The organism is Methylobacterium sp. Leaf399 (genome assembly GCF_001424525.1).
Taxonomy (GTDB): domain Bacteria; phylum Pseudomonadota; class Alphaproteobacteria; order Rhizobiales; family Beijerinckiaceae; genus Methylobacterium.
Genome location: NZ_LMQK01000001.1, coordinates 222,907 through 240,845, shown reverse-complemented (window position 1 = coordinate 240,845; position 17,939 = coordinate 222,907). Strand labels below are relative to the sequence as shown.

General features: G+C 69.5%; 18 protein-coding genes. 8 read left to right on the top strand and 10 right to left on the bottom strand.

Annotation, left to right across the window (positions count from 1 at the left end; genetic code table 11):
* From cysN to ASG40_RS01185, 4 genes are all read left to right on the top strand, one after another.
* Window positions 1-1,398 (top strand): sulfate adenylyltransferase subunit CysN, encoded by a 1,398-nt coding sequence (gene cysN / locus ASG40_RS01200; protein WP_055879209.1) that lies wholly within the window; start codon window positions 1-3, stop codon window positions 1,396-1,398.
* 139 nt (window positions 1,399-1,537) lie between these two features.
* Window positions 1,538-2,479 (top strand): class I SAM-dependent methyltransferase, encoded by a 942-nt coding sequence (locus ASG40_RS01195; protein ID WP_055879206.1) that lies wholly within the window; start codon window positions 1,538-1,540, stop codon window positions 2,477-2,479.
* Between the two features lie 158 nt (window positions 2,480-2,637).
* Window positions 2,638-3,840, top strand: a complete 1,203-nt coding sequence (locus ASG40_RS01190) for a pyridoxal phosphate-dependent aminotransferase (protein WP_055879203.1) — start codon at window positions 2,638-2,640, stop codon at window positions 3,838-3,840.
* A 230-nt stretch (window positions 3,841-4,070) separates the two neighbouring features.
* On the top strand, window positions 4,071-4,379 hold the full coding sequence (locus ASG40_RS01185) for a hypothetical protein (protein ID WP_055879200.1): 309 nt from the start codon (window positions 4,071-4,073) through the stop codon (window positions 4,377-4,379).
* Between the two features lie 326 nt (window positions 4,380-4,705).
* Here ASG40_RS01185 and infA read toward each other — a convergent pair whose 3' ends face one another.
* A complete protein-coding gene (gene infA, locus ASG40_RS01180; RefSeq protein WP_055879197.1) occupies window positions 4,706-4,978 on the bottom strand; it encodes a translation initiation factor IF-1 in 273 nt (90 codons plus the stop codon).
* A 254-nt stretch (window positions 4,979-5,232) separates the two neighbouring features.
* Window positions 5,233-6,408 carry a branched-chain amino acid ABC transporter substrate-binding protein gene (locus tag ASG40_RS01175; RefSeq protein ID WP_055879191.1) on the bottom strand — a complete coding sequence of 392 codons (1,176 nt, stop codon included), beginning with the start codon at window positions 6,406-6,408 and terminating at the stop codon, window positions 5,233-5,235.
* A gap of 186 nt (window positions 6,409-6,594) precedes the next feature.
* On the opposite strand from ASG40_RS01175, the gene ASG40_RS01170 reads away from it, so the two are divergent.
* From ASG40_RS01170 to ASG40_RS01155, 4 genes are read left to right on the top strand one after another with little or no spacing between them, the layout of a single operon-like run.
* Window positions 6,595-6,918, top strand: a complete 324-nt coding sequence (locus ASG40_RS01170) for an XdhC family protein (RefSeq protein WP_055879188.1) — start codon at window positions 6,595-6,597, stop codon at window positions 6,916-6,918.
* 12 nt (window positions 6,919-6,930) lie between these two features.
* A complete protein-coding gene (locus ASG40_RS01165) occupies window positions 6,931-7,683 on the top strand; it encodes an XdhC family protein (protein ID WP_082523838.1) in 753 nt (250 codons plus the stop codon).
* Entirely contained in the window at window positions 7,680-8,705 is a 1,026-nt protein-coding gene (locus ASG40_RS01160) for a molybdopterin-binding protein (RefSeq protein ID WP_055879184.1), read from the top strand. The genes ASG40_RS01165 and ASG40_RS01160 overlap by 4 nt, the downstream gene beginning before the upstream one ends.
* The gene (locus ASG40_RS01155; protein ID WP_055881047.1) at window positions 8,698-9,285 is read left to right on the top strand and encodes a nucleotidyltransferase family protein; all 588 of its coding nucleotides are present in this window, start codon (window positions 8,698-8,700) and stop codon (window positions 9,283-9,285) included. Before ASG40_RS01160 ends, ASG40_RS01155 begins: the two co-directional genes overlap by 8 nt.
* 10 nt (window positions 9,286-9,295) lie before the next feature.
* On the opposite strand, the gene ASG40_RS20125 is transcribed toward ASG40_RS01155, so the two are convergent.
* From ASG40_RS20125 to nuoL, 8 genes are all read right to left on the bottom strand, one after another.
* Window positions 9,296-9,448 carry a DUF2256 domain-containing protein gene (locus ASG40_RS20125; protein WP_200938132.1) on the bottom strand — a complete coding sequence of 51 codons (153 nt, stop codon included), beginning with the start codon at window positions 9,446-9,448 and terminating at the stop codon, window positions 9,296-9,298.
* 14 nt (window positions 9,449-9,462) lie between these two features.
* Window positions 9,463-9,798, bottom strand: coding sequence for a DUF1467 family protein (locus ASG40_RS01150; RefSeq protein WP_055879181.1), 336 nt, complete (start codon window positions 9,796-9,798; stop codon window positions 9,463-9,465).
* Window positions 9,795-10,199, bottom strand: a complete 405-nt coding sequence (mce, locus tag ASG40_RS01145; RefSeq protein WP_055879178.1) for a methylmalonyl-CoA epimerase — start codon at window positions 10,197-10,199, stop codon at window positions 9,795-9,797. The genes ASG40_RS01150 and mce overlap by 4 nt, the downstream gene beginning before the upstream one ends.
* A 68-nt stretch (window positions 10,200-10,267) precedes the next feature.
* Entirely contained in the window at window positions 10,268-11,941 is a 1,674-nt protein-coding gene (locus ASG40_RS01140) for a ribonuclease J (RefSeq protein WP_055879175.1), read from the bottom strand.
* Window positions 11,942-11,954: 13 nt separating this feature from the next.
* On the bottom strand, window positions 11,955-12,803 hold the full coding sequence (locus ASG40_RS01135) for a biotin--[acetyl-CoA-carboxylase] ligase (protein ID WP_055879171.1): 849 nt from the start codon (window positions 12,801-12,803) through the stop codon (window positions 11,955-11,957).
* Window positions 12,804-12,810: 7 nt separating this feature from the next.
* The gene (gene nuoN / locus ASG40_RS01130) at window positions 12,811-14,253 is read right to left on the bottom strand and encodes an NADH-quinone oxidoreductase subunit NuoN (protein WP_055879167.1); all 1,443 of its coding nucleotides are present in this window, start codon (window positions 14,251-14,253) and stop codon (window positions 12,811-12,813) included.
* A 10-nt stretch (window positions 14,254-14,263) separates the two neighbouring features.
* Complete coding sequence (locus ASG40_RS01125; protein WP_055879163.1) at window positions 14,264-15,784, bottom strand: NADH-quinone oxidoreductase subunit M; 1,521 nt, start codon at window positions 15,782-15,784, stop codon at window positions 14,264-14,266.
* Between the two features lie 38 nt (window positions 15,785-15,822).
* Window positions 15,823-17,904: an NADH-quinone oxidoreductase subunit L gene (gene nuoL, locus ASG40_RS01120; protein WP_055879161.1), complete on the bottom strand. Its 2,082-nt coding sequence runs from the start codon at window positions 17,902-17,904 to the stop codon at window positions 15,823-15,825.
* Window positions 17,905-17,939: the final 35 nt, after the last annotated feature.

The following is a 17,939-nucleotide window of genomic DNA, read 5'->3' as shown; positions in this document are numbered from 1 at the left end:
ATGACCATCCATCACGCACCCGAAGCCTTCGGCTACGACAGCTTCCTGGCCGCCCACCAGCACAAGGAGGTCCTGCGCTTCATCGCCTGCGGCTCCGTCGACGACGGCAAGTCGACGCTGATCGGCCGCCTCCTCCACGACACCAAGCAGATCTTCGACGACCAGATCACCGCTCTCCAGCGCGATTCGCGCAAGCACGGGACCCAGGGCGCCGAAATCGACCTCGCTCTCCTCGTCGACGGCCTCCAGGCCGAGCGCGAGCAGGGCATCACCATCGACGTCGCGTATCGGTTCTTCTCCACCGACAAGCGGTCCTTCATCGTCGCCGATACACCCGGCCACGAGCAGTACACCCGCAACATGGCCACCGGCGCCTCCACGGCGGATGTCGCCGTGATCCTGGTGGACGCCCGCGCCGGCCTGACCCGGCAGACGCGCCGGCACGCCCTCCTGGTCTCGCTGCTCGGCATCAGGCGCGTGGCGCTGGCCGTCAACAAGATGGATCTGGTCGGCTGGTCCCAGGACAAGTTCGATTCCATTACGCAGGCGTTCGACGCCTTCGCGGCACCGCTCGGCTTTGCCGAGGTCCGTGCCATTCCGTTGTCGGCGAAGAACGGGGACAATGTCGTGCTGCCGGGCGCGGTGGTGCCCTGGTACCGCGGCACGCCGCTGCTGCAATACCTCGAAGAGGTGCCGGTGCGCGTCGAGGAGCAGGCCGCGCCCTTCCGCATGCCGGTCCAGTGGGTCAATCGCCCGAACTCGGACTTTCGCGGGTTCTCGGGTCTCGTCGCCAGCGGCCGCATCGCCCCCGGCGATGCGATCGTCGTCGAGCCCTCGAGCCGGACCTCGACCATCGCCCGGATCGTCACCGCCGACGGCGACCTTCCGGAGGCCCGCGAGGGCCAGTCGGTCACCCTGGTCCTGTCCGACGAGATCGACGCCTCGCGCGGTTCGGTCATCGCGGCCGCCGACGCGCCGATGCGGGTGACCGACAGGCTCGACGCCCGCCTGTTCTGGGCGGCCGAGCGGGAGTTGCTGCCCGGTGCCAGCCTGCTCGCCAAGATCGGCACCGTGACGGTGAACGCAGTTGTCACCGAGATCCGGACGCGCATCGACCTGGAGACGGGGAGCCCCGAGCCCGCCGCGCGGCTGGTGGCCAACGACATCGCCGACGTGAGCCTCACCCTCGACCGTCCCGTCGCCGTCGACGCCTATCGCGACAACCGCGACACCGGCGGCTTCATCCTGATCGACCGCGAGACGACCGATACGGCCGCTCTCGGTCTCGTCCAGCCGGAGGTGGAGGCCAAGGCGAAGGAGGAGCCGGCCGAGGCGCGTGCGGCCAAGTCGGGTGGCGGCTTCCTGTCGAAGTTCCGTTGGGTGTTCGGCGGCATCTGACCGACCCACCGCGGGTGCGCAGGCGGGTCCGCCCGCCGCGCCGGCGAGCAACTAGGGTGCGGCCCGGCCTGGAACCGGCTAGACCGGGCGACCTTCACGCCGGCGGTCGCCGGCGCGGATTCCCGCCATCGGATGCCCCATGCCGCTCGCCCTCATGGTTCCCGTCACGGAAGAGAATTACGACGAGGGGCGATACCTCTCCTGCAATCCCGACGTGCGGGCGTTCGTGGCCGATGGCCGGCTCGCCTCCACCTACGACCACGTCAAGCGCTTCGGCCTGCGCGAGGGCCGTCCGATCGCGGTTCACAATCCCGACCTCGCGGCGGCGCGCGCGGCCAAGATGGCGCGGGTTCGGCCGCTCCTGCGGGACGACATGGCGTGCACCTGGGAAGGCGATCTCGCCAATTTCCTGACGAGCGAGCTGCGTGACGAGAACCGCATCGTCGCGACGAACTCGGTGTCCTCGAACGCCTACGACGCTCACGGCCTCGAACTCGTCGAGAGCTACCCGGACGGGCTCGTCCTCGATTGCGGTGCCGGCAACCGTCCGGTCTACTTCGAGAACGTCGTCAACTACGAGATCGTCGATTACCCCTCCACCGATGTGCTGGGGGTGGGCGAGAAACTGCCCTTCCGGGACGACAGCTTCGATGCCGTCATCTCGGTGGCCGTGCTCGAACATGTCCGCGACCCCTTCACCTGCGCGCGGGAGCTGACGCGGGTGCTCAAGCCCGGCGGGCGGCTCTATTGCGGCATGCCGTTCCTGCAGCCCTATCACGGCTACCCGCATCACTATTTCAACGCGACGCCGCAGGGCCTGCGGCGTCTCTTCGAGGATCACATCACCGTCGAGGATGTGACGGTGATCGATTCCACCCATCCGGTCTGGGCGTTGAACTGGATCCTGGCCTCCTGGGCCGCGGGCCTGCCGCCCGACCTGCGCAAGCGCTTCAAGAAGATGACCGTCGCCGACCTGCTGCGCGCGCCGATGGAACAGCTCGACGGTGCCCATTGCCGCGGTCTCTCCCACGACAAGCTCCTCGAACTCGCCTGTGCGACGGTTCTTTTCGCCAGGAAGTGACCGCTTCCGCACGAGACGGCAGCGCGAGGCAGGGTTGTTCTGTACGGGCCGGCCGAGATCTTGCCCCTGTTGGCTTGCATCACTACGGTCCCGCCGCCGCAGGCGAGTTTTTCGTCTCCTCGCACTGCGCCAAACCCGATGACCAGGAGCATGCCGCCATGGGCTTTCTGTCCGACGCCCTTTCCCGCGTGAAGCCATCCGCGACCATCGCGATGACGCAGAAGGCGCGCGAGCTCAAAGCCAAGGGCATGGACGTGATCAGCCTGTCGGTGGGCGAGCCCGACTTCGACACGCCCGACCACATCAAGGACGCGGCCATCGAAGCGATCCGGCGCGGCGAGACCAAGTATCCGCCGGTCTCGGGCATCGTGCCCCTGCGCGAGGCCATCGCCAAGAAGTTCAAGCGCGAGAACGGGCTCGACTACAAGCCGAGCCAGACCATCGTCGGCACCGGCGGCAAGCACGTCATCTACAACGCGCTGCTCGGCACCCTGAACCCGGGCGACGAGGTGGTGATCCCGCGCCCCTACTGGGTCTCCTACCCGGAGATGGTGGTGCTGTGCGGCGGCACGCCCGTCTTCGCCGAGACCGACATGGCGCACGACTTCAAGCTCCAGCCCGAGGAGCTGGAGCGGGTGATCACCCCAAAGACCAAGTGGATCATCCTCAACTCGCCCTCGAACCCCTCGGGGGCGGCCTACGCCCGCGACGAGCTCAAGGCGATCACCGACGTGCTGATGCGCCACCCGCACGTCTGGGTGCTCACCGACGACATGTACGAGCACCTCTGCTACGGCGACTTCGCGTTCGTGACCCCGGCCCAGGTCGAGCCCGGCCTGTACGAGCGCACGCTCACCATGAACGGCGTCTCGAAGGCCTATGCGATGACCGGCTGGCGCATCGGCTACGCCGCCGGCCCCGAGCACCTGATCAAGGCGATGGACTTCGTGCAGGGCCAGCAGACCTCGGGAGCCTCGTCGATCTCGCAATGGGCGGCGGTGGCCGCGCTCGACGGGCCGCAGGACCATCTCGCCCAGTTCCGTGCCGCCTTCCACGAACGCCGCGACCTCGTGGTGTCGATGCTCAATCAGACCAAGGGCCTGAAGTGCCCGACGCCGGAGGGGGCCTTCTACGTCTATCCGTCCTGCGCCGAGACGATCGGGCGCAAGACCCCGTCGGGCAAGGTGATCGAGACCGACGAGGATTTCGTGGTGGAACTGCTCCAGGCCGAGGGCGTCGCCGCCGTCCACGGCTCGGCCTTCGGGCTGGGGCCGAACCTGCGCATCTCCTACGCTACCTCGAACAGCGCCCTCGAGGAAGCCTGCAACCGCATCCAGCGGTTCTGCGGCTCCCTGAGCTGAACCCCATCGGCCGAGGGCCGAACGCGTAACGACGACACAGGGCCGCGCGACCTCAGAAAGGGTCGCGCGGCCCTGTCCGTTCGGCCGCCATACGCAGAATATTCATCCCTGCATCGTTCCGAGACTGAATACGTTGCGTCGGGCAAGCATCCATTAGGGATCTTTGCGCAGAATGGCGCTCGGACGGGGAACCGTTCCCCGACCATCGTGCAGATCCGGACGAGACCATCATGCGACGCCTTCTGACGGGCGGGATCAAGGCGATCCTCGCGATCGCCGCACTTTCGACCGCCGCGCACTGGGCGCTCAGGGTCCAGCGCGAGCCGGCCGCGGAGGCGCGTGCCGCCGCCGCCCCGGCCGACCCGGTGACCACCGGCTCGATCGCGCCCAGGGGCGGGGACCGGACGAGCGTCGAGGCGACCAAGGCGAGCGGCAAGGACGGGGCCGCCGGCTTCGACCAGCGCCGGCTTTCGGAGCTGATCGCCGGGACGGCGCCGGAGAAGGCCAAGCCCAAGCGCGCCGAGACGGCCAAGCGCTGATCGGCCATCGTTCGCTCGGCCTGCATCGGGGTCCGATGGGCCTCCCCGAGCCGTCGCGGCGGGAATGACCGCCCAGACCGTGCCACGCATGGCGGGAGGTTCCGGATCCGGCACCGGGGGGCGGGAATACGCTATCTCGAAGCGCGCGCAGGCCATCGAGCATCCCCGACGGCAAGAGCCATCGGCTGTCGCGCACTCATGATACGGGGGACATCACCGCCGCGTGACCGAACGGACGGTGGAGATCGGCCCGGACGGGCGGCGCGAGGGCAGGCCGGTCCGGGGTCGTGTCGTGGTCGGGAAAGGGGCGACGGAGACGAAGACGTTCAGCGACGGCGGAACTGGCCGCGGATCGGCGGACGCGGACCGGCGGAACGCTCGTCCTTGTGGCGGAACACGAGACGGCCCTTCTCGAGGTCGTAGGGCGACATCTCGACGGTGACGCGGTCCCCGGCCAGGGTCTTGATGCGGTTCTTCTTCATCTTGCCGGCCGTGTAGGCCACGATCTCGTGACCCTGGTCGAGCTGCACGCGGTAGCGCGCATCCGGCAGGATCTCGATCACGAGACCGTCGAACTGCATCAACTCTTCTTTCGCCATTCACCATCTCCAGCCGGACGCCCGAACGAGGCGGCCGGGACACCACAATCGACCCGTTCGGCGAGACGCTGGGGGCGGCGGGTCCGAAAGAATCGGATGCGCATCACCGGCAAGCGTGTCCTGCACATAATGTTCGCGCCGTATCCACGCAAGCTTTTAGCGCCGGCCTCACCCGGACAGTTCCGCGACAGGGTTGCCGAGTCGCTTCTCTCGACAGCTGTCGCCGGCCCGAACGGCTGGCGCACGCCGCGCCATCACGGGGTGATCTGATTCCCGACGTAGTCGACCCGGCCGTCGCCGGTGCGACGCCACGCGTGGAGGGCGTAGCCCGAGGCGGTCAGGTCGCCGCGGGCGTCGTAGCTGACGTCGCCGATCAGGGTCTTCACGGGCCGGCCCGCATGGAGCCATGCGGCGACCCTGCGCCCGTCCGTCGACTTCGCCTGCGCCATCGCCCGCGCGAGCACCTCCACCGCCGCGTAGGTCCGTCCGGCGATCGCCTCGGCCTCGGGGCTGCGCGGGGACCGCGCGGTGGCCCCCTTGAGGTCTGCTTGCTTGAGGTCTGCTTGCTTGGGATCGGGAAGTTTGGGATCGGGAAGTTTGGGATCGGGAAGCTTGCGCGGTTCGGGCAGCGCCGTCATCAGCGTGCCCTCGGCATCGGGCGCGAAATCCCTGTCGATCAGGCCGTCGCTGCCGACGAGGGGCACGGTGAGGCCCGCGTTTCGCAGGGCCTTGACCAGGACGGCGGCGTCCGCCGCGAGCCCGCCGAGATAGACCACCTCCACCTGCGCCCGGGCGAGGCGCGCCACCAGCCGCGACAGGTCGCGCTCGCCGCGGTCGAACCCCTCGAAGGCGGCATCCGTCCGCCCGGAGGCCTTCAGGACCCGCGAGACCTCGTCGGCGAGGCCGCGTCCGAACGCCGACTTGTCGTGGACGATCCCGATGCGCCGGCCGCCGTAGGCCTGCGCGAGATGGGTGCCGGCGATCCGGCCCTGTTCGGCGTCGCTGCCGCCGGTGCGAAAGACGTTCCAGGCCCCGCGGGCGGTCAGCGGCGCCCAGGAGACGCCGGGCGTGACCAGGACGATGCCGGCGGCCTCGTAGGCCGGGGCGACGAGGGCGGCCACGGAGGGGGTGAGGGGGCCGACCACGAATCCGACCTTGTCGGCGGCGAGGCGTTTGGCTGCGGCGAGCCCCTGGCGCGGGTCGCCGCCGTCGTCGGCGACGACCAGGGCGAACGTCTGCCCGCCGGTACGGTTGAGATCGGCCACGGCCTGCTCGGCCGCCAGCCGCATGCCCTGCCCGAAGGCGGCATCGGGGCCGGTGAGGGGGGCGGACAGCCCGATCCTGACGACGGTCTGCGCCTCTGCCGCGAGCCCCCACCCGGACATCGTCAGCACGGCGAACGCCAGGGCCGCCCGAAGAACTCCGCCCATGAACGCCCGCCCGATCCGCCTGTCCCGATGCGAGGATAGCGCCGGGCGCGCCGGTGCGAAAGCGCAGCCGGACGGGGTGGGCCGGCCGGTGCCGCGTGGCGGAATCGTCGATTGCAGATTGTTCTGTCGTGAAGAGGGCCTACCTTGAGCGGGGCGGCGGCGTGCGGACCGCAGCGGAGGCGATCCATGCTCTCGGCCGAGACCGACATCCTCAAGGCGGCCGAATCCTGGCGGCGCGACGGGCGGCAGGTGGCTTTGGCCACCGTGGTCGAGACCTGGGGCTCGGCTCCGCGCCCGGTGGGCAGCCACCTCGTGGTGGACGAGGACGGCAACTTCCTCGGCTCGGTCTCCGGCGGGTGCGTCGAGGGCGCGGTGATCACCGAGGGGCTCGAGGCCATCGCCGACGGGCACCCCCGGGTGATCGAATTCGGAGTGGCCGACGAGACCGCCTGGCGGGTCGGCCTCTCCTGCGGCGGGCGCATCCGCGTCTTCGTCGAACGGATCGACTGAACCGGCCGCGTCATGAAGCTCGAGACCCTCGCCATCCTCAACGCCGAGCGGGCCGCCCGCCGGGCCGCGATCCTGCTCAGCGACCTCGACGACGGTGGCCAGCGCGTGGTGCGCGAGGCGCAGATCGGCGACGATCCCCTCGCCGACCTCCTCACGCGCCACCTCCTGTCGGGCAAGAGCGGCCTCGTCACCATCGAGGGCCGGCAGGTGTTCCTCACCGTGCAGGTGCCGCCGGTCCGCCTCGTGGTGATCGGGGCGGTGCACATCAGCCAGGCCCTCTGCCCGATGGCGGCGGCCCTCGACCTGTCCGTCAGCGTCATCGACCCGCGCACCGCCTTTGCGACGCCCGACCGCTTTCCCGGCACCACCCTGGTGACGCAATGGCCGGACGAGGCCTTCGCCTCGTCGGTGCCGCCGCTCGACCGCTACTGCGCCCTGGTCGCCCTCACCCACGACCCAAAGATCGACGACCCCGCCCTGATCGCCGCCCTGAAGGCGCAGTGCTTCTACGTCGGGGCGCTGGGCTCGCGTAAGACCCACGCCCGGCGGGTGGAGCGGTTGACGGAGGCCGGGTTTTCGGCGGCCGAGATCGGACGGATCGCGGCCCCGATCGGCCTCGACATCGGGGCGGTCAGCCCGGCCGAGATCGCGGTCTCGATCCTCGCCCAGATCGTCGCGAGCCAGCGCAAGAGTAGTGCGGGGCAAGCCGCTGGCACGCCGGGTCAAGCCGCTGGCAGCTCTAGCCAAGTTTCGGGCGGCGCGTGAAGTTCGGTCGCGTTCCGACCGCCCGGGCGGTCGGTCTCATCACCGCCCATACCCTGCGCGCCGGATCGCTGACCCTGCGCAAGGGCAGCCGCCTCCGGCCCGAGCATTTGCACCACCTCCAGGAGGCGGGGCTCGACGAGGTGGTGGCGGCGAGCCTGGAGCCCGGCGACATCGGCGAGGACGAGGCCGCCTCGCATCTGGCCGAGCGCATCGCCGGGGACGGGCTGCGGCGGGAGCCCGCCTTCACCGGGCGCTGCAACCTGTTCGCCGGGCTCGCGGGACTGCTTCTCGTGGAGCGCGCCGGCATCGATGCGATCAACGGCGTCGACGAGGCCATCACCGTGGCGACCCTGGCGCCGTTCCGGCCGGTGGCCGCGGACGAGATGGTGGCGACGGTCAAGATCATTCCCTACGCCGTCCCCGGGCCGGTCCTGGCCATGGCCTGCGCCGCCGTGCGCGAGCCGCCCCTGCGGATCGCGCCCTACCGCCGCCGCCGCGTCGGGGTCGTCTCGACCCTGCTGCCGGGCCTGAAACCGGCCACGGTCGACAAGACCCTGCGCAACCTCCGGCACCGTCTGGCGCCCACCGGTGCGGCGGTGATCGGCGACGTCCGCATTCCCCACGAACCCGGGGCGGTGGCCGAGGCGGTGGCGACCCTCGTCGAGCAAAGCGGCGCCGACCTCGTCCTGATCTTCGGCGCCTCGGCCATCGCCGACCGCCGCGACGTGATCCCGATGGGTATCGAGGCGGCGGGCGGCCATGTCGTCCACCTCGGCATGCCGGTTGACCCCGGCAACCTTCTCCTGGTGGGCGCGCGCGGCGACGTGCCGGTGATCGGGGCGCCGGGCTGCGCCCGCTCGCCCAAGGAGAACGGCTTCGACTGGGTGCTGCAGCGGCATCTGGCGGATCTCGCCGTGGCGCGCTCCGACATCGTCGCCATGGGCGTCGGCGGCCTGCTCACGGAGATCGTCTCGCGGCCCCAGCCGCGTGACGGCGGCGAACGCGCCGACGACGATGCCTGAGGCCATCGCCATCCTCCTGCTCGCCGCCGGCAGGGGCAGCCGCTTCGGCGAGGCGCCCAAACTCCTCGCCCTCCTCGAGGGCAAGCCCCTGGTGCGCCATGCCGCCGAGGCCGCACTGGCGAGCGGGCTCGGGCCGGTGACGGTGGTGCTGGGCACCCACGGTCCGCGCATCCGCGCCGCCCTCGACGGCCTGGACCTCGCCTGTCTCACGAACCCGGCACCGCAGGACGGCCTCGCGAGCTCGCTGCGGCTCGGGCTCGCCGCGGTCCCGGCCGGGACCGGCGGGATCATCGTCATGCTCGCCGACATGCCGCGCATCCGGCCCGACCATCTGGCCGCTCTCGCGGCGGCTTATGCGGCCGGGGAGCCCCGGCCGGCGGCCGTCGTTCCGATCCATGGCGGCAGGCGCGGCAATCCGGTCCTGCTCGATCGCGCCCGCCTCGGGCAGGACATCGCGCGCCTGTCGGGCGACCGCGGCGCCGGGCGGTTGCTGGCCGGGCGCGGGGATGTGGTGGAGATCGCGATGGACGCGGCGGTGCGCTACGACGTCGATACGCCGGACGCCTTGGATCGCGCCTGAGCGGACGGAATCAGCCCGACCGCTTGGCCTCGGTCCGGCACCGGTCCGAGCAATAGCGGACCTCGTCCCAGACCCGCTCCCACTTCTTTCGCCAGGCGAACGGCTTCTGGCAATGGGCGCAGATCTTGGTCGGCAGGTCGGCCTTCTTGCGCATCCGGGCCATGGCCGGCCGGAGTCCTAGAGGCCGGCCAGCGGCAGCACCGCCACCGTGACCACGAAGACGACGCTGGCCACGAGGCTGGTCCAGATCGCCTTCTCGCGCAGGCGCGGGCTCGCGGGAGCGCCGGGGTCCTGGCCCGGCACCAGCCGCGCGGGATCGGTCTCGGCCTGGTTGCGCAACGGCAGGATGGCGAACAGCAGCGTCCACCACACCACGAAATACAGCGCCACCGCACCGAAGATCGAGAGCCCGAACAACGCCACCGCGATCGCCACCGTGGCAGCGCCGAGGGCGAGCACGGCGCCCAGCGTCCGCCCGGTCGAGGTCGTCAGCGTCTGCAGCAGCGCGCTCACACCTGCTCCAGCTCGACGAGTGTGCCGAGGAAATCCTTCGGGTGGAGGAACAGCACGGGCTTGCCGTGGGCGCCGATGCGGGGCTCGCCGGTGCCCAGCACCCGCGCACCCTGAGCCTTGAGCTTGTCGCGGGCGACGATGATGTCGTCGACCTCGTAGCAGACGTGGTGGACGCCCCCGTTCGGGTTGCGCTCCACGAAGCTCTCGATGGGCGAGCCTTCACCGAGCGGCGCCATCAGCTCGACCTTGCTGTTGGGCAGTTCCACGAACACGACCGTGACGCCGTGCTCGGGCTGCGGCAGCGGCTCGGTGAGCGTGGCACCCAGGGTATCGCGATAGATCGCGCAGGCCGCATCGAGATCGCGCACCGCGATGGCCACGTGGTTGAGACGCCCGATCATGTGTCGCTCCTCTCTCGTTCGAACATCCGCCGCCGGCTCCCTCCCCGGAGCGGGGAGGGTCCGACATCTCACACCTCGACCACCTGGACGTGGCAGGCCGGCTTCTTGCCCCAGGCCTCGTTGACGGCCGAGCGCAGGGCGCGGTCGACGGCGTTCTCCACCGCCTCCGAGTCCCGGCGCTTGCCCTTCGAGAGCCCGGCCAGCGTCCGCGAGACGGATTCGACCACGACGTCGAGCATCGGCTGGCCGGTGCGCCCGCGGTTGGGCAGGCCCATGATGTCGATGGCCGGTTCGCCCAGCACGGTGCCCTGATCGTCGATGGCGATGGCCACCGAGACCATGCCCGACTGCGAGAGCTTGCGGCGCTCGGGGATCGCCCGGTCCTTGGCGTCCACCAGCACGTTGCCGTCCTTGAACAGGCGGCCGGACTTGACGTGGTCGACGATCTCCGGCGTGCCGGGTGCGAGGCGCACGACGCAGCCGTTGCGGGCCTTGACCACGTTCGGCACGCCCTGCTCGCGGGCGAACCGCGCATGCTCGTCGAGGTGCAGGGCCTCGCCGTGGGCGGGGATCACCGTGTTCGGTCGCGTCCAGGCGTACATTTCCGCCATCTCGTCGCGGCGCGGATGGCCCGAGACGTGGACGAGGGCGGTCCGGTCCGTGACGACCTCGATGCCGGCGTTGATCAGGTCGTTGATGATCGCGCCGACCGAACGCTCGTTGCCCGGGATGGCGCGCGAGGAAAAGATCACGCGGTCGCCTGCGGCCAGGGTGACGTCGGGGTGGTCGTCGCGGGAAACGCGGGCCAGGGCCGCGCGGTCCTCGCCCTGCGAGCCGGTGAGCAGCACCACGACCTTGTCGCGGGGCAGGTAGCCGTAGGCGCTGGCGGGCCGGAAATCGGGCAGCCCGTCGAGGAAGCCGCATTCCTTGGCCACTTCGATCACCCGGTCCATCGCCCGGCCGACGGCGACGACCTCGCGGCCGCAGGCCTTGGCCGCCAGGGCGACGGCCCGCATGCGGGCGACGTTCGAGGCGAAGGTGGTGACGGCGACCCGATGGGGGGCCTCGGCGATCAACTCTGCCAGCGTGCTGGCGACCTCGGCCTCGCTCGGGCTGCTGCCGGTGCGCATGACGTTGGTGGAATCCGACACCATCGCCAGGATGCCCTCGTCACCCAGCGCCGTGAAGGCGGCGGCCGAGGTAACGTCGCCCAGGATCGGGGTCAGGTCGAGCTTCCAGTCGCCGGTGTGGAGGACGAGCCCCGAAGGGGTGCGGATCGCCACGGCGTTGGCTTCCGGGATCGAGTGCGAGACCGGCACGAACTCGATGTCGAACGGGCCGACCACGACGCGCTTTCCGGCCGCGATCTCGCGCAGCACCACCTTGGGCGCGCCCGGCTCGCTGAGACGGCGGGCCTCCAGCAGGTTCTTGGCGAAGCGCGTCGCGTACACCGGCACCTTGAGCTTGTGCCAGAGTTCGCCGATCGCCCCGATGTGGTCCTCGTGCGCGTGGGTGATGAAGATCGCCAGGAGGTCGTCGCGGCGCTCCTCGATGAAGCTGAGGTCCGGGAACATGAGGTCGATGCCGGGGAAACCCTCCTCGCCGGCAAAGCCCATCCCGCAGTCGACCATGATCCATTTGCGACCCTTCTCCGGCCCGAAGCCGTAGAGCGCCGCGTTCATCCCGATCTCGCCCACGCCGCCGAGCGGCACGAAGACGAGCTCGTCTTGCCTTGTCGTCATAGCTGTCACAACCTCAAGCCGCCGTCGCGGCCGTCCCAAAATGCACCTCGCCCGCCGTCACGGTCCGTCGCGTTCCGTCGTCCGAGACGACCACGAGCCGTCCGGCGTCGTCGATCGTCTCGAAAATTCCCTGCACCCGGCCCGTGCCGAGGCTCACCGACACCGGCCTACCGAGCCCGGCCGCGCTCGCGAGCCACCGCGCGCGCACATGCCCGAAGCCTTCGCCCTGGTGCCACAGCCGCATCGCCGCGACGATCGTGTCGGACAAGGCCCGTAGCACGTCCGGCGCGTCGACCACGCATCCCGCCTGCCTGAGGCACGTCGCGGCATAAGGCAATCCCTCCGGGGCCGCCGCGACGTTGACGCCGAAGCCGACGACCACGATTCGCCGGCCGTCGCGGAGCGTTTCCGCCTCCAGCAGGATGCCCGCGAGCTTGGCGCCGTCGAGGAGGACGTCGTTGGGCCACTTCAAGCGCGGGCCGCCGACCTCGGTCGGTCTCGATCCCTCGACCTCGTCCCGATGCGTCGCGTCGGCCGAAACGCATGTGCGCGCGTCGCCGCACACCACACGGACCGCATCCACCAGGGCCACCCCGGCCACGAACCCCAGGGTCGCGAGCCTGCCGGGATCGACGTCGTCCACGCTCAGCAGGAGACTGGCGGCGAGGTTGCCGGGCGGCGATGTCCAGGAGTTGCCGCGCCGGCCGCGGCCGGCCTCCTGGCGCCGGGCGACCACCCAGAGCGGCCCGGCCTCGCCGGAGCGCGCACGCTCCAGGGCCTCGGTGTTGGTGGAGCCGAGGCTGTCGTGGACGACGAGACGATGACCGGCCGCCGTGGCGGCGGCCCCGAGCCGGTAGTCCATCCGCGCGCTAGAACAACGACTTGGCCGCGGCCCCGGCGGCGCCGACCAGCGGTGCGGGCAGGAGCCAGAACAGGATCACCACGACGCTCGACAGGCCGAGCACGATGCGCAGGCCCGGGGCCATCGCCTCGTAGGGGGCCTTGGGCTCGTCGAAGTACATCACCTTGACGAGGCGGATGTAATAGAACGCGCCAATCACGCTGGTGACGACGCCGATCACCGCGAGCGCCAGGAGGTCGGCCTTGATGGCGGCGGCGAAGACGTAGAACTTGCCGAAGAAGCCGGCGAGCGGCGGGATGCCGGCGAGCGAGAACATCATCGCGGCCAGGCAGAACGCCATCACCGGATGGGTCCGCGACAGGCCCGAGAGGTCGTCCACCGTCTCGAACATCCGGCCGCCCCGGCGCAGGGACAGCAGGACCGCGAAGGCGCCCAGCGTCATGGCGAGGTAGATGATCATGTAGATCACCACGCCGCGGATGCCCTCCTCGGAGGCGGCCGCCAAGCCGATCAGCGCGTAGCCGACGTTACCGATGGAGGAATAGGCCATCAGCCGCTTGATCGAGGTCTGGCCGATGGCCGCGAAGGAGCCGAGCGTCATCGAGGCGATGGACACGAAGACGATGATCTGCTGCCAGATCGCGGTGACGTCGGGGAAGGCGCCCATGAAGATCCGCACCGTCATCGCCACCGCCGCCATCTTGGGCGCCGAGGCGAAGAAGGCGGTCACCGGCGTCGGCGAGCCCTCGTAGACGTCGGGCGTCCACATATGGAACGGCACCGCCGACATCTTGAATGCGACGCCGGCCGCCACGAACACGATGCCCAGCACGATGCCGAAGCCGGCGCCCTCGTGCAGCGCCGAGACGATGCCGGGGAACGAGACCGTGCCGGTGAAGCCGTAGACGAGCGAGGCGCCGTAGAGCAGCATCCCCGACGACAGCGCGCCGAGGACGAAGTACTTCAGGCCCGCCTCGGTCGACTTCAGGTTGTCGCGATGGAAGGCCGCGATGACGTAGGCCGCGAGCGACTGCAGTTCGAGGCCGAGGTAGAGGGCGATGAGGTCGTTGGCCGAGACCATCACCATCATGCCGATGGTGCACAACACGACCAGGATCGGGAACTCGAACCGGTCGATGCGCTCGCGCTGGAAGTAGTCGCGCGACAACAGGATGGTCGCGGCCGAGCCGATCAGCACCAGGGCCTTCATCACGCGGGAGAACCCGTCGACGATGAACGAGCCGTTGAGCGTGGTGACCTTGAGGCCGGTCTGCGAGACCACGACGAAGAGTGCCAGCACGAGAAGCAGCAAGGCACCGACGTTGACGCCCTCCACCGAGCGCTCGCCCTTGAAGGCGCCGTACAGGATCAGTACCAGGACACCGACGGCGAGGATCAGTTCGGGCAGGGCCGGCCCGAGGGCCGGCATCACGATCTGGGCGGCGTTCATCGGTTCACCTTCAGCGCGCGACCGGCGGCACGACGGCCGCGGTCTGCGTGGTCGAGAGCGCGGTCTTCATGCTCTGCATCAGCGCCTCCGTCGAGGGGGCGAAGGTGTCGAGGATCGGAGCCGGGTGGACCCCGTAGTAGATCGTCAGCGCCACCAGCGGCGCGATGATGATCTTCTCGCGCAGGTCGAGGTCGAGGATGCCCATCAGGGCCGGCTTCTCGAGCTTGCCGTAGATCACCCGCGCATACAGCCACAGGGCGTAGCCGGCCGAGAGGATGATGCCGAACACCGAGAAGAACGCCACGGTCGGGTTGGCCTTGAACGCCCCCATCATGGCGAGGAACTCGCCGACGAAGCCGGAGGTGCCGGGCAGGCCGACGTTGGCCATGGTGAACACCATCATCGCGGCGGCGAACAGCGGCATGCGCTTCACGAGCCCGCCGTAGGCCGCAATCTCGCGGGTGTGCATGCGGTCGTAGACGACGCCGACGCAGAGGAAGAGCGCACCCGAGACGATGCCGTGCGAGATCATCAGGAACAGGGCGCCCTGGATGCCCTGCTCGTTGAGGGTGAAGAGGCCGAGCGTGACGAAGCCCATGTGGGCAACCGAGGAATAGGCGATCAGCTTCTTGATGTCGGTCTGCATGAGGGCGATCAGCGACGTGAAGATGATCGCGATCACCGACAGGGCGAACACCAGCGGCGCGAAGGCCTGGCTGGCATCCGGGAACATCGGCAGCGAGACCCGGATGAAGCCGTAGCCGCCCATCTTGAGGAGGATGCCGGCCAGGATCACCGACCCGGCGGTGGGCGCCTCCACGTGCGCGTCGGGCAGCCAGGTATGGACCGGCCACATCGGCATCTTCACCGCGAAGGAGGCGAAGAACGCCAGCCACAGCCACCATTGCATGCCCACGGGGAAGCGGGTGGTGAGGAGCGTCGGGATGTCGGTGGTGCCGGCGTGCCAGTACATCGCCATGATGGCGAGCAGCATCAGCACCGAGCCGAGCAGGGTGTAGAGGAAGAACTTGAAGCTGGCGTAGATGCGTCGCTTGCCGCCCCAGATCCCGATGATGAGGAACATCGGGATCAATCCGGCCTCGAAGAACAGGTAGAACAGCACCAGGTCGAGGGAGCAGAACACCCCGATCATCGTCGTCTCGAGGACGAGGAAGGCGACGAAGTATTCCTTCACCCGCGTCCCGATCGAGTTCCACGAGGCGGCGATGCAGAACGGCATCAGGAAGGTGGTGAGCAGGACGAGCGGCATCGAGAAGCCGTCGACCCCGAGCTTGAAGCGGATGGTCTCGGTGAGCCAGGCATGCGTCTCGACGAGCTGGAAGCTCGCTGTCGAGGTGTCGTAGCGGCTCCAGGCCACGAGCGAGAGCACGAAGGTGACGATCGTGGTCGCGAGCGCCGCCCAGCGCGCATTGCGGCGCACCGCCTCGGTCTCGTCGCCGAGGGTGAGGATGAAGGCGGCGCCGCAGAGCGGCACGATGAGCAGGCCGGAGAGGATACCGAGGCCGAACATCTAGCGGGGGCTCCGAAGCGGAAAGACCAGGTGGGCCATCAGTGCCCGACCTTGGGCACGCCCGACACCATGTACCAGGAGATCAGCCCGGCGACGCCGACCAGCATCACGAAGGCGTAGTGGTAGACGTAGCCAGTCTGCAGGCGCACGACCCCGCGCGTGACGTCGGCGACGCGGGCGGCGATGCCGTCCGGCCCCATCCCGTCGATGACGCGCCCGTCGCCCTCCTTCCAGAGGAACTTGCCGAAGTCCTTGGCCGGGCGCACGAAGATGCGCTCGTAGAGTTCATCGACGTACCACTTGTTGAGGAGGAAGCGGTACAGCACCGGCTGCTGGTCCGCGAGGGCGCCCGGCAATTCGGGGCGGCGGATGTACATCCAGAACGCCAGGACGAAACCGATCAGCATCATGATCGCGGGGGAATAGGCCACGATCTTGGGCACCGAATGGATGTCGTGCATGATGTGGTTGTCGGGCCCGTGCGCCAGGGCCGGCCCCCAGAACGCTTCCATGCCCTCGCCGATGAAGCGGTCCTTGAAGATCAGGCCGGCGAAGAGCGCACCGAAGGCGAGGATCGCCAGCGGGATCGTCATCACCAGCGGACTTTCGTGCGGCTTATGGGGCGCGTGGTCGTGGTGCTCGATGGCGCTGTGCGAGGCCGGCTCGACGTCGTGGCCGCGATCGTCGTGGGCGACGCCCTCGTGGTGGCCGCGGGCGCCGTCGGCCTGGTGGGCCACGGCCGCATGCGCGTGGTCGTCGTGGTGGGCCTCGTGCGAGACCCAGCGCGCAGGCCCCTCGAAGGTGAGGAAGAACAGGCGCCAGGAATAGAACGAGGTCATCAGCGCCGCGACCACGGTGGCCATGAAGGCCAGGGTGTGGCCGGGCCGGGTCGAGGCGTAGGCCGCCTCGATGATCGCGTCCTTCGAGTAGTAGCCGGCGGTGAACGGGAAGCCGATCAGCGCGAGCGTCCCGATCGCCATCATCGCGGTGGTGAAGGGGATGTGCCGCCGCAGCGCGCCCATGTTCCGCATGTCCTGCTCGTGGTGCAGGGCGTGGATGACGGAGCCGGCGCCGAGGAACAGCAGCGCCTTGAAGAAGGCGTGGGTGAAGAGGTGGAACACGCCGGCCGAATAGGCGCCGACGCCGAGCGCCACGAACATGTAGCCGAGCTGCGAGCAGGTCGAATAGGCGATGACCCGCTTGATGTCGTTCTGCACCAGCCCGACCGTGGCCGCGAAGAAGGCGGTGATGCCGCCGATCACCGTGACGACGACGAGCGCGTCGGGCGCCAGTTCGAACAGCGGCGACAGGCGCGCCACCATGAACACGCCGGCCGTCACCATGGTGGCGGCGTGGATGAGGGCCGAGACGGGGGTCGGCCCCTCCATGGCGTCCGGCAGCCATGTGTGCAGCAGGAACTGCGCCGACTTGCCCATGGCGCCCATGAACAGCAGCAGGCAGGCCAGCGTCAGCGCATGCCAGTCGTAGCCGAGGAAGTGGAAGCTGGCGTCCTTCAGTTCGGCCACGCGCGGGAAGATGCCGTCGAAGGCGACCGAGCCGAACAGGACGAACACCAGGAAGATGCCGAGCGAAAAGCCGAAATCGCCGACCCGGTTGACGATGAAGGCCTTCATCGCCGCGGCGTTGGCGGAGGGCTTCTCGTACCAGAACCCGATCAGCAGGTAGGAGGCGAGGCCGACGCCCTCCCAGCCGAAGAACATCTGCACGAGGTTGTCGGCGGTCACCAGCATCAGCATGGCGAAGGTGAACAGCGACAGGTAGGCGAAGAACCGCGGCCGGTGCGGATCCTCGTGCATGTAGCCGACCGAATAGAGGTGGACGAGGGTCGAGACCGTGGTGACGACGACCAGCATGACGCGGGTCAGGGTGTCGATGCGGAAGGCCCAGTCGACGCTCAGGTCCCCGGCCGTGAACCAGGTCGCGACCTGGACGCGAAGGCTCTCGCCGCCCCCGTCGAGGAAGACGCCCCAGGACAGCAGCGCCGAGAACGCGAGGCAGCCGGTGGTGATCCACTCGCACAGGCGCGGGCCGAGCTGACGCCCCAACAGTCCGGCGACGAGGGCGCCGATGAGGGGAAAGAAGACGATCGCGTGGTACATCTATCTCGGTCCGGCCTCGCGGGGCGCGCCTGCGC